At 45.4% G+C, this 13,802-nt stretch carries 16 protein-coding genes and 2 tRNA genes; 9 read left to right on the forward strand and 9 right to left on the reverse strand.

Features of this window, described 5'->3' with window-relative positions; all coding sequences use genetic code 11:
* Positions 1 to 330: a thiosulfate oxidation carrier complex protein SoxZ gene (locus AOC29_RS04455; protein WP_215296856.1), complete on the forward strand. Its 330-nt coding sequence runs from the start codon at positions 1 to 3 to the stop codon at positions 328 to 330.
* Complete coding sequence (soxA, locus tag AOC29_RS04460; protein WP_215296858.1) at positions 327 to 1,103, forward strand: sulfur oxidation c-type cytochrome SoxA; 777 nt, start codon at positions 327 to 329, stop codon at positions 1,101 to 1,103. Before AOC29_RS04455 ends, soxA begins: the two co-directional genes overlap by 4 nt.
* Here soxA and purU read toward each other — a convergent pair whose 3' ends face one another.
* From purU to AOC29_RS04480, 4 genes are all read right to left on the reverse strand, one after another.
* Positions 1,104 to 1,958 carry a formyltetrahydrofolate deformylase gene (gene purU, locus AOC29_RS04465; RefSeq protein WP_215296860.1) on the reverse strand — a complete coding sequence of 285 codons (855 nt, stop codon included), beginning with the start codon at positions 1,956 to 1,958 and terminating at the stop codon, positions 1,104 to 1,106.
* Positions 1,959 to 2,028: 70 nt separating this feature from the next.
* Positions 2,029 to 2,391, reverse strand: coding sequence for a hypothetical protein (locus AOC29_RS04470; protein WP_215296862.1), 363 nt, complete (start codon positions 2,389 to 2,391; stop codon positions 2,029 to 2,031).
* A gap of 11 nt (positions 2,392 to 2,402) precedes the next feature.
* Positions 2,403 to 2,810: a surface-adhesin E family protein gene (locus AOC29_RS04475; RefSeq protein WP_215296864.1), complete on the reverse strand. Its 408-nt coding sequence runs from the start codon at positions 2,808 to 2,810 to the stop codon at positions 2,403 to 2,405.
* Between the two features lie 66 nt (positions 2,811 to 2,876).
* The gene (locus AOC29_RS04480; RefSeq protein ID WP_215296866.1) at positions 2,877 to 5,336 is read right to left on the reverse strand and encodes a penicillin acylase family protein; all 2,460 of its coding nucleotides are present in this window, start codon (positions 5,334 to 5,336) and stop codon (positions 2,877 to 2,879) included.
* A 135-nt stretch (positions 5,337 to 5,471) separates the two neighbouring features.
* On the opposite strand from AOC29_RS04480, the gene AOC29_RS04485 reads away from it, so the two are divergent.
* Together AOC29_RS04485 and AOC29_RS04490 are read left to right on the forward strand one after the other, a co-directional pair.
* Positions 5,472 to 5,560: transfer RNA gene (locus AOC29_RS04485), tRNA-Leu, on the forward strand.
* Between the two features lie 38 nt (positions 5,561 to 5,598).
* A complete protein-coding gene (locus AOC29_RS04490) occupies positions 5,599 to 6,126 on the forward strand; it encodes a hypothetical protein (protein ID WP_251370067.1) in 528 nt (175 codons plus the stop codon).
* A gap of 14 nt (positions 6,127 to 6,140) precedes the next feature.
* Here AOC29_RS04490 and AOC29_RS04495 read toward each other — a convergent pair whose 3' ends face one another.
* From AOC29_RS04495 to AOC29_RS04515, 5 genes are read right to left on the reverse strand one after another with little or no spacing between them, the layout of a single operon-like run.
* Positions 6,141 to 6,554: a biopolymer transporter ExbD gene (locus tag AOC29_RS04495; protein ID WP_215296868.1), complete on the reverse strand. Its 414-nt coding sequence runs from the start codon at positions 6,552 to 6,554 to the stop codon at positions 6,141 to 6,143.
* 2 nt (positions 6,555 to 6,556) lie between these two features.
* On the reverse strand, positions 6,557 to 7,249 hold the full coding sequence (locus AOC29_RS04500; RefSeq protein ID WP_215296870.1) for a MotA/TolQ/ExbB proton channel family protein: 693 nt from the start codon (positions 7,247 to 7,249) through the stop codon (positions 6,557 to 6,559).
* Between the two features lie 5 nt (positions 7,250 to 7,254).
* Positions 7,255 to 7,941 carry an energy transducer TonB gene (locus tag AOC29_RS04505; RefSeq protein WP_215296872.1) on the reverse strand — a complete coding sequence of 229 codons (687 nt, stop codon included), beginning with the start codon at positions 7,939 to 7,941 and terminating at the stop codon, positions 7,255 to 7,257.
* A complete protein-coding gene (gene murI, locus AOC29_RS04510) occupies positions 7,938 to 8,762 on the reverse strand; it encodes a glutamate racemase (protein ID WP_215296874.1) in 825 nt (274 codons plus the stop codon). Before murI ends, AOC29_RS04505 begins: the two co-directional genes overlap by 4 nt.
* Before the next feature lie 29 nt (positions 8,763 to 8,791).
* Positions 8,792 to 10,315, reverse strand: coding sequence for a fumarate hydratase (locus tag AOC29_RS04515; RefSeq protein ID WP_215296875.1), 1,524 nt, complete (start codon positions 10,313 to 10,315; stop codon positions 8,792 to 8,794).
* 185 nt (positions 10,316 to 10,500) lie between these two features.
* On the opposite strand from AOC29_RS04515, the gene acs reads away from it, so the two are divergent.
* The 5 genes from acs to AOC29_RS04540 all read left to right on the forward strand — a co-directional run bounded on the left by acs (position 10,501) and on the right by AOC29_RS04540 (position 13,801).
* Positions 10,501 to 12,474, forward strand: a complete 1,974-nt coding sequence (gene acs / locus AOC29_RS04520; protein ID WP_215296877.1) for an acetate--CoA ligase — start codon at positions 10,501 to 10,503, stop codon at positions 12,472 to 12,474.
* 59 nt (positions 12,475 to 12,533) lie between these two features.
* A tRNA-Ser gene (locus tag AOC29_RS04525) sits at positions 12,534 to 12,624 on the forward strand.
* A 109-nt stretch (positions 12,625 to 12,733) separates the two neighbouring features.
* A complete protein-coding gene (locus tag AOC29_RS04530) occupies positions 12,734 to 13,036 on the forward strand; it encodes a YciI family protein (protein ID WP_215296879.1) in 303 nt (100 codons plus the stop codon).
* Positions 13,037 to 13,100: 64 nt separating this feature from the next.
* Positions 13,101 to 13,457, forward strand: a complete 357-nt coding sequence (locus AOC29_RS04535; protein ID WP_215296881.1) for a DUF6516 family protein — start codon at positions 13,101 to 13,103, stop codon at positions 13,455 to 13,457.
* A complete protein-coding gene (locus AOC29_RS04540) occupies positions 13,454 to 13,801 on the forward strand; it encodes a winged helix DNA-binding protein (RefSeq protein ID WP_215296882.1) in 348 nt (115 codons plus the stop codon). Before AOC29_RS04535 ends, AOC29_RS04540 begins: the two co-directional genes overlap by 4 nt.
* The last annotated feature ends 1 nt before the right edge of the window (position 13,802 follow it).

Raw genomic sequence — 13,802 nt, forward strand, 5'->3', positions numbered from 1 at the left:
ATGAGTAAAACTTCCCGTACCTCCATCTCTATGCCATCGAGCGCTAAGAAAGGCTCAATCATCGAGATCCGTGCGATTGCCCAGCATGACATGGAATCAGGCTTTCGTTATACAGAAGGTGGTAAATTAATTCCACGTGACATCATTCGTGTCTTTACCTGCACCTATAACAATGTCGAAGTCTTCAAAGCAGATTTTTATTCTGGCATCGGCGCTAACCCATTAATTATTTTCACTACGCTTGCTACGGAAACAGGCACTCTAGAATTTAAGTGGACTGGTGATGATGGATATGAGGCGGTAAATCAAGCGAATCTCACTGTTACATGAAGCAGTGGCAGCTTCTATTCATTGGCTGTTTAATCTTTAGTGCACCGATTGTTTTGGCAGCAACGGATGCTGGAAAGCAAAAACTACAGTCAAGCTATGAGCTCATGTCTGCTGAAAATAAGGCTATGCAGGATGATCCCAGTCTAAACCCAGCGATGTTTTGGGTGGGTGATGGCGAAACTCTGTGGAATAAACCTTCTGCTCAAAACAACAAATCTTGTGCTAGTTGTCATGGGAATGTTCAGAAGTCAATGCGTGGCGTTGTAACAGCATTCCCGAAAATGATCAAAGGACGGTTGCAGACGCTCGAGGGTCAAATCAATCAATGTAGAGTTGGTGCGCAGGGTGCTCCAGCACTTCCCTATGACAGTAAGGAGCTTCTATCGCTAACAGCCGTGATTGCAAATCAATCCAAAGGAATGCCAATTGCGATTAAAGAAACACCTGAAAATAAAGCAGCCATGCAAAAAGGGCGCCAATCTTTTTACGAGAGAATGGGTCAGTTAAATTTGTCCTGCGCCCAATGTCATGAAGAGAGAGCTGGCTTGAAATTGGGCGGTAGTTTTATTCCCCAAGGTCATCCGAACGCTTATCCCATCTATCGCCTGGAGTGGCAAACCTTGGGTTCACTTCAGCGTCGCTTACGAAACTGCATGAGCGGTGTGAGGGCGCAGCAATACGAATATGGCTCGCCAGAAATGGCTCAACTTGAATTATTTCTGATGTGGCGCGCGCGCGGTCTCCCTATGGAGTCCCCAGGGGTTAGACCTTAATTAGTCAGAGAAAACGACAGAAGTAGTGCCGTTAATTAAAACCCGATCGTGCAAGTAATAGCGCAGAGCGCGTGAGAGAACTGTGCGCTCTAAATCACGTCCTTTGCGTACTAAATCATCTGGCGTATCGCCATGAGTAACGCGAGTCACGTCTTGTTCAATAATAGGACCCTCATCTAAATCGCTCGTAACAAAATGTGAGGTCGCCCCAATTAACTTAATACCGCGGGCATGGGCTTGATGATAGGGCTTAGCACCTTTAAAGCTAGGCAGGAAAGAGTGGTGTACGTTAATGCAACGCCCTGATAATTTGGTAGACAAGTCATCCGACAAGATTTGCATATAGCGCGCCAAAATGACCATATCTACTTTAGAGTCAGCCATGATTTGTAAAAGCTTGGCTTCTTGCGCTGGCTTAGTTTCTGGCGTTACTGGCAAGTGATAAAAAGGAATGTCTGCAAAATCAATGCTGGCATAAACCTCTTGAGGATGATTAGAGACAATGCCGCAGATGATCATTGGTAATTCACCAATCCGCCAGCGATACAGCAGATCAACTAGGCAGTGATCCAATTTAGAGGCCATGATCAATACCCGCTTCAAGTCTTTCACCGCGCGCAGATTCCAGGTGAGCTCAAAACGTTTTGCAATCTCCGAAAAACCAAAGCGCAAGGTATTGCCATCAGTCGGGCAGCTAAAGCTCACGCGCATGAAAAATCGTTTGGAAGCCTTATCGTCAAATTGCTGGGCTTCCTCAATATCACCGCCTGTCTGAAATATATAAGTTGAAACTGCAGCTACGATGCCAGGTTTATTAGGACAGGTAAGGGTGAGGTAATAGTTTTCTATAGTCATTACTTAAATCATTCATATTGCTGGTAATCCACCATTTTAGTCTGTGATGGCCGGTATTTAGATAATGCGATTACTGTTTGGCAGTCTCTTTAATCTTTTCTTGGGGACCTAGTAGCGGACTACTGTTATCAATAATCTTGGGCAGAACTACCTCTTCACAGATGGGCTTAGGTCCTACTATATTCATAAAGTTACATTCTTTTTTAGTGGCTGCAGAGGCAGCATGTTCTAAAGGGGATTTACCGGTAGTGGCGGTAGAGGCAATACTGGTTGCCGTTACTGGGTTTGCTACTGCAGCACTTGTTACTGCACCACCTGCTGAACTAGCTGCGGCAGTTCCGGTGCTACCGAGAGCAGCTAAGGGAGCCGCACATCCTTGCAGTAAAGCAAGGTTAAGAGATAAACAAATCCAAATCCAGGGCTGTGATGACATTCAAGAGGGAGTTACTTTGCCTTGCACACAGAATTAAATACGCCTGCCGTCCAAGTTTCACTTAATACGGGCTCAAACTTGCTATCGGGCGTATTGTTATCGGATACCACTTTACCCGTCCCTTTGCTACCAGAAAATTCTTTAAAAGCGATTGGGCGATAACTCACCGTAGGACAGTCATATTCATTCAGACCAATGATGGAACTGACGGGTTGCTTATTGTTTGGATTAACGCCAGGCTTCTTGAAATCTAACATCGACAGGATTTGTGTTTTTTCACCCTGAGTCTGAACAGTTTCCAGATCTACATACACCACCATTAATTCATTTGCACCCAATTCTTTCCAAGCAGCATTGGCATTGCTATGAGCACATAGGAGGGTTGAAGCGGTGATGCTAGCAAGTAGAATTTTTTTCATTGGATGTCTTTCAAAAAGAGCTTTCAGGTGCTTTGGAATATTTTATACGCCTCATGACTTATGCAATCACTTATTGTTGAGCTCCAGCGTACGTTTACTGGTTTCAGGTTTCATTTGCAAAGGGAGGTATTCATTCTTAGCCCACAGCGGGTTCATATTGCGATACAGCTTGCTCTGGACCCATCCAGATTGGCCTGCCTGATAGATAAATAGCGATTTTTCAAGATCAGAAAAGTCGTAAATGGCTCGCAGGCTTGGAGCTTGCAAGGTTTGATAGGGATTGTTTGAGCGTAATAATTCTAATCTGCCGACGTTAATTGAATTACTGTCCCCTGGAAATGGTGTTTCTATATTAAATAACTTACCAAGAACGGGAATTTTGCTCAAGGGTCGATGCTCTGAGATAGCAATATGCGCTTTGCCCCATGACCATTTTTTGAGATCATTGCCATATTGATTGCTGAGATAGTCAAGTGCTTTGTTAAAGGCGTCATTGGAAGACTCAAGGCAGGTTTCGATCACGTCTGTTTTTAGATTGTCACACCATGGGCTATTGGGGTTCTGAACTTGGGAAATTAAGGCGCCTCGATAATTGCGCTCACCATAATTTTCAGAGAATAAATAGCTCAATCGAGAAAAGAGATTGCGTGTTAATTGATCAGCCCAGGCATTGAATATGAGTGCGGCAGCACTATCTACTCGCATGTCACCATGAAAGTCTTTTGAGATCTCCAATGCTTGTGCTGCCAATGGATGAGTTGGCGCGCTAGATTTAAATAGCTCTAAGAGTGGTGTGGCACCCAAAGAAACAGTATCCGTCTGCATTGTTTTCATGTAATCAGCATCATGCAAATTGCGTGCTTTAATTAAATCTACAATGCGGTCATAACGTGCCGATAAATCCCAATCAGCTGTTAAGGGGTTTGGATCATTGGCGGCAATGATCCGTTGATTGGCTGTCGCTATCCAACCTTGTTCTGGATTATTGCTGGCGGGTAACTGTTCAAAAGGTACGTAGCCATTCCAGTCATGCTGTTTTTCCCATCCCGGGGCTGGAGCAACGCCATATAGACCTTGATGTAATAGGCGCTTTGGAGCAATGCCAGCCGCTTGGTAGGCAATATTGCCATCGCTATCCGCCATCACTACGTTTTGCATGGGCGCATAATTTTTACGTAGTGCTTGCTTAAAAGCATCTATATCTTTAGCGCGATTTATTTCCAATAAACCAGCGACCGATTGATTTTCAATGTCGAGAGCAGTCCAACGTAATGCCAGGGCATAGCGACTGGTATCAATGGCGCGTTTAGCCCGTGCATATGAATCAGAAATCACTGGACCATGACGGGTCTCTTTCACAATGAAATGGAGGGGTGGCGCACCTTTGATATCAATAATCTCTTGACGAACTTTAAATGGTAGCAAGCCATCAGGTCCGCGATACATGCCAGGATTTTTTTCATCGATCTGCTCAATATACAAATCTTGTACGTCGGGATTAGTGTTTGTAAAACTCCAAGCAAATTTATCGGTCCTCCCTAAAACTACCGCCGGAATTCCAGGCAGGGTTGCGCCCAGGACATTTAAGCCGGGGGCGTCTAAATGGGCAAAGTACCAAATGGCAGGTGCTGATAAGCCTAAATGGGGGTCATTTGCTAATAATGGTTTGCCACTGGCAGTGAGTTTGCCGCTAAGAGCCCAGTTGTTTGAGCCAACACCATCTTTCCCTCCCATTAGGTCAACATGACTTAACTCTGTTGCTGGAAGATTTTTAGATCTACTGTTGATGGGTCCAGCCTTGGGGTTAAAGACCTTAAGGTCCTGATAGATCTTGGCAAAATCCATATTGGTCACAGGCTCACCAACTTCAAATGGTGGCATGACCTCCCAAATCTGTTTAGTCGTCAAAAATTGAGATAGCTCGAGCCTTTGTAATTCTTTATGCCAGTTGCCTCCAAGATCGTAGGCCATCATCAGCATCCAGGCGACACTATCGGTCGGAGACCAGTGACCTGGCTTAGAACCAGTTAAGTAGTACTCCACTGGCAGTACCCAGCCAAGTTGTGTATTGCCAGCATTGACACCATCAGCATAGGCTTGCAGTAAGCGCTTTGCGGTGACTGGGTATTTATCGAATTGCTGTTCAGCAGCGTGCTTGACTCCAAGTGTGCGAATGAATCGATCAATGCTGACAGTTTCGCTACCTAAGATTTCAGAGAGGCGCCCACTGGCGATGCGACGATTCATTTCCATTTGCCACGACCGCTCGGTAGCATGTAAATATCCTAGAGCAAATAGCGCATCGGATTGACTATTGGCTTTGATATGAGGAATATCCGCCTCATCAAAAGTGATCACCACGCCATCCCCAAGACTCTTAATGACACGTTTACCCGATGGATTCGATTGTGCGAGATAAAGGTAACTGAGCGTGATGGCTAAAACGATCAGTAGGACGGTTCCAAGCGTCCACAGAATAGGGCGCAAGAATCGACGTGGTCCGGTTGAATTACCAATGGGCTTCATTTAGATATTTTAGTATTTTTGGGGTGGGCTGCCCTTAGTCTTCAGCGATATGGGCTTCCCAAGGGCATTTAGGGTGTACATGCTAAAATTTCGTTTGTCTTGATTTATATAGCGCGGCAGTGACTGCTAGTGCGAGCCCGAGTGGTGAAATCGGTAGACACAGCAGATTTAAAATCTGCCGACTCAAAAAAGTCGTGCCGGTTCGATTCCGGCCTCGGGCACCAATCGTCTTCAGTTCTTATTTCAAAGGGCAATCACTATTTTGCTTCGCACGCCTAAATTTGATCAAGATGTTGGCTTTGTACCCATAGATAGCATCAACATGAATTTACTCAAACTCCTACTGTGCTTTTGCCTGACTTTTTCATCTTTCACTGCATGGGGTGTTGATGTTCTGGAATTTCATTGCAAACGTTCAGAAAAAGGATATACAGAAGAGTATGAGATGAAGATCACTCTTGCATCCGGTGCTCAAAAAGCAAGAGTATTTCTAGATGATCGTGACCTAGATCAGTCGGACGCGTATGGCAAGCAAGTGGTAAAGAGTGTGACTCTAGCTCGCCCCAATATTTTTATATTGATCGAAGCCAATTTCGAGCCAGAAAATCTGATGGGCGTAGCTTACTCTGCTGGAACGGTCTCTACACACATGACGCTTGACCCAGTCACTGGCAAGTTAAAGAAGGTGGAGAAAATTCAGGGTGGGATCTTGGGTGAGACGATGGGCGATGGCACTTACATTACCGAAGAAACATGCTTGCCTTCTAAGATGCCCTATAAGTCAAAATAGAATCGCAATAAAGTTTAATCAGGCTCAGTCACAAATCCTAGCTTAGTCAGGCCAGCGCGACGCGAAGCCGCCAGGACTTGAGCAACATATTCATATTTCACGGATTTATCAGCCCGCAAATTAATCTCTGGTTGGGGATTTTTCTGTGCTGCCTTCTCGGCATAGCCATCAAATGTCTTTAAATCAATCGGTGTGCTATTCCAGAAGATTTGACCCTTGGCATCAATGCTGAGCTGAACGGACTCAGGTTTGATTTCATTGCGAACACTATTGGCTTTGGGTAATTCAACTTTGACTGCTTGCTGAATCACGGGCAGGGTGATGATAAAAATAATCAGTAACACCAACATGACGTCTACCATCGGCGTCATGTTGATTTCCGCCATGATGGCGTCTTCGTTCTGATCGTCTGACATATGGAAAGACATACTTATTCTCCAGACTTCACACGTGCACCAGTCACAAAATAGGCAAGCAAGTCATTACCAAAGCGATTGAGCTCTGCAACCAGTAATTTATTAGCGCGATTAATCGCGTTAAATCCGAGTACCGCAGGGATAGCCACTGCAAGGCCTAAGGCAGTCATGATCAAGGCTTCCCCGATTGGTCCTGCTACTTGATCGATTTGCGCGCTCCCTGAGCTGCTAATGGAGATCAGTGCATGATAGATGCCCCAGACGGTACCGAATAAACCAATAAAAGGGGCAACTGCTCCAGTTGATCCTAAAAAAGTGAGACCTTTCTGAAGACTGGCAGCTATATTATCAATGCCATTCTTAATGCTTCTAGCCATCCACTCTGAATAATTCAAAGTTTGCAAAAGCTCACGGCGATCACTCGATTGACTCTGATGGTGAATGGAAGCATCAGTAGCTGATTTAGCAATCTGATAGTAAGGGTTCATGCTCGGATTGCTAAAGGATTGCAGTCCTTGTTCATAGGAGCTTGCATGCCAGAACTGATCAAGCTCAGGTCTCAATTTGCGCAGGTTGCGCAGTTCCCAAAAGCGGGTGAGCAAGATCACCCAAGTCACGATTGAGCAAGTGAGCAACACAATCGCCACAAAGCGAGTGATGGCATCGCCCTCAAGCCATAGATTTGCAATTCCAAATGGTGTATTCATAGTCCTTAATTCTTGAGATTAAATTTAATTAAAAGATTAGTAGAAATTCTTTGGGGTGAGCCATTGACTAAAAAAGGTTTAAACCGGTAACGTCTGCCAATATCGGTTGCCGCACGGTCCAGTCTGGGAAAAGCGCTTGATTGCAATATAGCAACATCTTCTACTTCTCCCGCCTCAGAAATAATTAATCGGACAACTACGGTACCTTGTTCACCAGATCGTTTGGAGAACGAAGGGTAATAAGCATCAGCATCAGGTTGATATACAACGACCAGTTTACCAATGTCCGTCTGTATGGGCGTGCCGCTAGCACCCCCTGTCGTAGAAGGGGCAACAGCCGCATTTTGCATCTGGGCTTCACTCTTGGTTTGCTGCTGAGTTTGTTGGCTAGTGTTCTGAGTCTGTGGAGGCGTTGGTTTTTGTGATGATTTATCCTCCACAGTTTTTTTCTTAGGCTCTTCCTTGGGTTTGGGTGGCGGTGTAGCAGGAGCTTGCTGACTTTTATTGGCAGCGGTATCAGGGCTGACTAAATTAGCCATGACCCGTGCATCATCCATTTTGGGCGGACGTGATGAAAAATGTAAAAACTCTAAAGCCGGCAGGGCATGCAATAGCAGCACGATGCCAATAATGATGCGTTCCGTTTTTGTAAACGGAAGACGTGCATCGATCTTCTCCAAAAAAGTGCTCATTGAATGCTACCCAATAAACTTGAGCTGACATCGTGAGAATCGAGATCACTCTGCATTAAATCTTGCGCCATCTTGAGTAAGGTAAGCTCATCTTTGCTGCTCACAAAGTGCACTGCCCCATGATCTCTTAAGGATGCACCTTTCGTTAATTTACTAGCGGAGTCTATTTGCTCTAATTGACGCTTTAATTGTCGAACGACGGCTTCGCTCGTATCGATTAGGGTGATCGTGTCACCTAATAATTTACGAATCGCGTTTCTCAAGAATGGATAATGAGTGCAACCTAAAACCAAAGTATCTGAACCTGCATCTTGAATGGGCTCCAGATGCTTTGCAAGCAGCTCCAAGGTTTCTTCACTATCCGCTTTGCCAGCTTCAATCAATGGCACTAGTCCAGCGCCAGCTTGTTTGATGAAACGACAATGATTGGGGAGTGTGGCTAATAATGCATTGAATTTATCGCTCTTGAGAGTGGCTTCAGTTGCCAAGACACCCACAATGCCATTTCCAGATTGCATAGCAGCAGGCTTGATGCCTGGTTCAACACCGATGACGGGCACTAGCACTTCAGCTCGAATATGTTTGATGGCTTCAGCAGTAGCAGTATTACAAGCAACCACAATGGCATCACATCCGGCATCGGCTAAATATTTGCAAAGACTTAAGCTACGCGCAGAAATCCATTCACTAGATTTTTCACCATATGGTGCGTTTGCAGAATCTGCTAAATAAATATAGTCATGTTGCGGAAGCTGACGTAGGGCTTCATCCAAAATGGATAAGCCACCCACGCCAGAATCAAAAACGCCTATAAGCGACAATTCGGTGCCAATTCAAAAGCCAACATGTATTACGCAATCGTGACTGGAATATTGCCAATCTTCGCTTGCCATTCTTTCGGGCCAGTCTCATGCATTGAGATACCTTCGGAGTTCACGGCAACGGTTACCGGCATATCTTTGACATCAAACTCATAAATTGCTTCCATGCCGAGATCAGCAAAGCCAACTACTTTTGAAGTTTGTATTGCCTTAGATACTAAGTAAGCAGCACCTCCTACAGCCATGAGATAAGCAGATTTGTGTTTCTTGATCGCTTCAATTGCTGCAGGACCACGCTCAGCTTTTCCAATCATGGAAATCAAGCCCGTTTTAGCTAACATCATTTCAGTGAACTTATCCATGCGGGTGGAAGTGGTGGGACCTGCTGGACCAACTACTTCATTGCCAACTGGATCAACTGGGCCAACATAGTAGATCACGCGATTCTTAAAGCTGACTGGCAATTCTTCGCCTTTAGCCAACATATCCTGAATGCGTTTATGAGCGGCATCGCGTCCCGTCAAGATTTTGCCGTTTAACAATAGTGTCTGTCCCGGTTTCCAGCTCGCTACTTCCTCGGCGGTCAAAGTATCTAAATTGATGCGTTTGGATTTTTGTACATCAGGTGTCCAGGTAACATCTGGCCAATCTGACAGAGAAGGGATCTCTAATTTTGCTGGACCATCGCCGTGTAAATGAAAATGCACGTGACGAGTTGCCGCACAGTTAGGAATCATGGCGACGGGCAAGGAAGCCGCGTGGGTTGGGTAGTCCAAGATCTTAATATCAAGCACAGTAGCTAAGCCACCTAAACCTTGCGCACCGATACCTAATTTATTGACCTTCTCGTAAATCTCGAGACGCAATTCTTCTACGCGATTTTTTGCTCCACGCACAATCAGCTCTTGAATGTCGACTGGACCCATCAGAGCTTCTTTAGCCATCAACATCGCTTTTTCAGGAGTACCCCCAATACCAATACCGAGGATGCCGGGAGGGCACCAACCGGCGCCCATCGTCGGAACAGTCTTCACTACCCAGTCAACGATAGAGTCGGAAGGATTAAGCATGACCATCTTGGCTTTGTTTTCTGAACCACCACCTTTAGCGGCGCATATCACTTCAACATCATCGCCCGGAACGATTTCATAATGAATCACTGCTGGGGTGTTATCGCCAGTATTTTTGCGTTTGCCTGCAGGGTCAGCTAACACTGAAGCACGCAAAGTGTTTTCTGGATTGAGGTAGGCACGACGAACACCTTCGTTCACCATGTCAGTGACGCTCATCGTGGCATCTGACCACTGTACATTCATACCAATTTTGAGGAAGACCACAGCAATACCGGTATCTTGGCAAAGTGGGCGATGACCTTCAGCGCACATCCGGCTATTGGTCAAAATTTGAGCAATCGCATCCTTGGCAGCTTCGCCTTTTTCAAGGGAGTAAGCCTTGCCCATCGCATCAATGAAATCTTTGGGGTGGTAGTAAGAAATGAACTGGAATGCGTCTGCAACGCTTTGAATGAGATCGTTTTGTTTGATATTTGTCATGGCTTTCTAGCTTATTTCCACATTAATAGTAAGGTTTGGCCTATTTTAAGGGTTTGCCATAGAGCAAATCCCGAGTGTTTTCACTTATCTTTGAAGGTTCTGAAGGTCTAAACCCGCCATTTTGCGACATTTTGCGCATTTTGAGATGTAAAGGCCATTGATTGTTAGATAGAGGGCTTTGAAGCATGGAACCATTAAAGCAAGAAAACCGCGTATTTCACCCACCTGCAGATTTTGTAAAGGGTGCGGCAATTCCAGGTATGGATGCCTATACCAAGCTTTGTGCTGAAGCGGAAAAAGATTATGACGGTTTCTGGGGGCGTCTTGCAAAAGAAAATATTTACTGGAAAAAGCCGTTTACCAAAGTTTTAGATGAATCTAAAGCGCCTTTCTATAAATGGTTTGAAGATGGCACAACAAACGCTTCTTATAACTGCTTAGATCGTCAAGTCGAAGCCGGCTTAGGCGATAAAACTGCCATCATTTTTGAGTCTGATGACGGTAGCGTTACTAAGGTCACTTACAAAGAGTTGCTTGAGCGCGTGTGCAAAATGGCAAACGCACTGCGCAAAATGGGCGTCAAGTCTGGTGACAGTGTCATTATTTATATGGCAATGACTATCGAGGGCATTGTAGCCATGCAAGCGTGTGCTCGTATCGGTGCAATTCACTCTGTAGTGTTTGGTGGATTCTCGGCGCAAGCCTTGCGCGATCGCATTATGGACGTTGGTGCAGTTGCAGTGATTACTGCTGATGGCCAGTTCCGTGGGGGCAAAGCATTGCCTTTGAAGGCAATTTGCGATGAAGCCCTTTCCACTGGCGAATGTCCTAAGGTAAAGCACGTGATTGTGAGCAAGCGAACTGGTGCTGATATCGCCATGACGGCAGGGCGTGATGTTTGGATGCAAGACATCATGGCTCAGGAAGCGACGACTTGTGAGCCGGAGTGGGTCAGTGCTGAGCACCCATTGTTTATTCTGTACACATCAGGCTCTACTGGTAAACCTAAGGGTGTGCAACACTCCACAGGGGGCTACCTCTTGTGGGCGATTCTTACTATGAAGTGGACCTTTGATATCAAACCTAGCGATGTGTTCTGGTGTACCGCTGACATTGGTTGGGTAACAGGACACTCTTATATTACTTATGGTCCACTCGCAGTGGGTGCCACCGAGATTGTGTTTGAAGGTGTGCCAACCTATCCTAATGCGGGTCGCTTCTGGGACATGATTCAAAAGCACAATGCTACTATTTTTTACACAGCACCAACTGCAATTCGGTCTTTGATCAAAGCGTCGAGCAATGATGAGGCCGTTCATCCAAAGAGCTACAACTTAACTTCCTTACGCCTCTTGGGTTCTGTTGGTGAACCAATCAATCCAGAAGCGTGGATCTGGTACTACGAGAATGTGGGTGGTTCACGTTGTCCAATCGCAGATACGTTCTGGCAAACCGAAACTGGTGGTCATATGATTTCTCCATTGCCAGGTGCAACGCCAATGGTTCCAGGTTCATGTACCTTGCCATTGCCAGGCATTCAAGCAGCTATTGTGGATGAAGCGGGTGTAGACGTGCCTAATGGTCAAGGCGGTATTTTGGTTGTGAAGCGTCCATGGCCTTCCATGATCCGCAACATTTGGGGTGATCCAGATCGCTTTGTGAAGTCTTACTTCCCTGAAGAGTTGGGCGGCACTTTATATCTCGCTGGTGACGGTGCTATTCGTAATAAAGATACTGGTTACTTCACCATTACTGGCCGTATTGATGACGTCTTGAACGTTTCTGGTCACCGCATGGGAACTATGGAAATCGAATCTTGCTTGGTGGCTAATCCATTAGTTGCTGAAGCCGCAGTGGTTGGTCGTCCAGATGAGCTCACTGGTGAAGCGATTTGTGTATTCGTCGTTCTCAAAGGCGGTCGCCCAACAGGTGATGAGGCTAAAAAGCTTGCAACGGAATTGCGTAATTGGGTTGGTAAAGAGATTGGCCCAATTGCTAAGCCAAAAGATGTACGTTTTGGTGATAACTTACCTAAGACCCGTTCGGGCAAGATCATGCGCCGTCTATTGCGTGTAATCGCGAAGGGCGAGGAAGTCACTCAAGATACCTCTACGCTAGAAAACCCAGCGATTTTGGATCAACTCAAAGAGTCTCTCTAAGCTGTCTTCATGGGGGTTTGAGGCGAACCCCTTTCGGCAATCGTATAATCAACGGTTCCGGAAGGGTGGATGAGCGGTTTAAGTCACACGCCTGGAAAGCGTGCGTAGGTTAATAGCCTACCGCGGGTTCGAATCCCGCCCCTTCCGCCATTTATCACGAAAACCACCTGCGGGTGGTTTTTGCTTGATGGTTTACCGTAATATCTGAGCGACTAAGGTAAATAAAGTTAATAAGCTTAATAAAATATTTGGAGGCAATATGATTTTTGCAATTCTATTAATGGATCGTCCTGGTACATCAGAGCTGCGAGTACAAATACGTCCAGAGCATCGTGCTTACTTGGCACAACAAGCGGAGCGCATGGCTTTTGCTGGACCCCTCACTTCTGAAGATGGCAATATCGTAGTGGGTAGTTTGCTGGCAATGGATTTTCCAAATAGGGCAGCTGTGGATGCATGGTTGAAAGATGAGCCTTTCACTAAAGCAGGCGTATATGAAAAACCGGTAATTCATGTGTTTAATAACATGTGGGCACAGAAGGCTGGATTTCCACCTGCATAAAAAGATCCCTATATTGAGGATGGGTTGTTACTTTTGGTATATCATTAGTTGATATAGTTTGGAGATGAAGAATGTCGGCATCTCCACATTACTAGACCTGCATCAACAGGTGATAGATCAAGAGGTTGGTTACTGGGTGAAGATTGAGGCTTGGCAGGTTGAGGTTACAACTGCAATTCCACATGGTGTCCGGTATTCATTGACACTCCATGATCCTAAGGGCTTGAGGATCATGGGCTATGACAATGCCCATGCTCTAAAGACTAGATCTGGTTATGCTGGAAGAAAATTACCATATGACCATAAGCATCGAAGTTCTCGTGATCAAGGGGTTCACTATGTATTTAAAGATGCATATCAGCTACTAGGCGATTTCTTCCTTGATGTTGATAGAGCATTAAAGGCGGCTAAAGGGAAATGAAAGTTATCAAAATTGGCATTGCATCACAAGAAGAAATTCGAAAACGCATACTTGCAATTGCAAGAGGCGATTTGAAGGCTAAGTCGAGTGATCCTAAAATATGGTTTACCTCTATGCGCTCTTTAGCGCAGGTTTTAAGTGATGAAAACCGGGCCCTGTTGGAAGTCATTCGATCATCTAAGCCCGTGTCGATCTCTGAGTTAGCAGACCTCACTGGTCGTAAGCAAGGTAATTTATCTAGAACACTAAAAACGATGTCGAATTACGGGCTTGTAAAAATGAAAAAGCAGGATAGGGCATTAAAACCCATAGCCTGCGGCGATCGTATTGAGATTTTTGTATAAA

The sequence above is a fragment of the Polynucleobacter sp. JS-JIR-5-A7 genome, assembly GCF_018687935.1.
In the GTDB taxonomy this organism is placed as follows: Bacteria; Pseudomonadota; Gammaproteobacteria; order Burkholderiales; family Burkholderiaceae; genus Polynucleobacter.

Coding starts and splice junctions, on each gene's coding strand:
- AOC29_RS04500 (WP_215296870.1), bottom strand. CDS start 7,249: ATGAATACACCATTTGGAATTGCAAATCTATGGCTTGAGGGCGATGCC.
- AOC29_RS04540 (WP_215296882.1), top strand. CDS start 13,454: ATGAAAGTTATCAAAATTGGCATTGCATCACAAGAAGAAATTCGAAAA.
- AOC29_RS04480 (WP_215296866.1), bottom strand. CDS start 5,336: ATGAAGCCCATTGGTAATTCAACCGGACCACGTCGATTCTTGCGCCCT.
- AOC29_RS04470 (WP_215296862.1), bottom strand. CDS start 2,391: ATGTCATCACAGCCCTGGATTTGGATTTGTTTATCTCTTAACCTTGCT.
- AOC29_RS04535 (WP_215296881.1), top strand. CDS start 13,101: ATGAAGAATGTCGGCATCTCCACATTACTAGACCTGCATCAACAGGTG.
- acs (WP_215296877.1), top strand. CDS start 10,501: ATGGAACCATTAAAGCAAGAAAACCGCGTATTTCACCCACCTGCAGAT.
- soxA (WP_215296858.1), top strand. CDS start 327: ATGAAGCAGTGGCAGCTTCTATTCATTGGCTGTTTAATCTTTAGTGCA.
- AOC29_RS04515 (WP_215296875.1), bottom strand. CDS start 10,315: ATGACAAATATCAAACAAAACGATCTCATTCAAAGCGTTGCAGACGCA.
- AOC29_RS04475 (WP_215296864.1), bottom strand. CDS start 2,810: ATGAAAAAAATTCTACTTGCTAGCATCACCGCTTCAACCCTCCTATGT.
- AOC29_RS04530 (WP_215296879.1), top strand. CDS start 12,734: ATGATTTTTGCAATTCTATTAATGGATCGTCCTGGTACATCAGAGCTG.
- AOC29_RS04455 (WP_215296856.1), top strand. CDS start 1: ATGAGTAAAACTTCCCGTACCTCCATCTCTATGCCATCGAGCGCTAAG.
- AOC29_RS04505 (WP_215296872.1), bottom strand. CDS start 7,941: ATGAGCACTTTTTTGGAGAAGATCGATGCACGTCTTCCGTTTACAAAA.
- purU (WP_215296860.1), bottom strand. CDS start 1,958: ATGACTATAGAAAACTATTACCTCACCCTTACCTGTCCTAATAAACCT.
- AOC29_RS04495 (WP_215296868.1), bottom strand. CDS start 6,554: ATGTCTTTCCATATGTCAGACGATCAGAACGAAGACGCCATCATGGCG.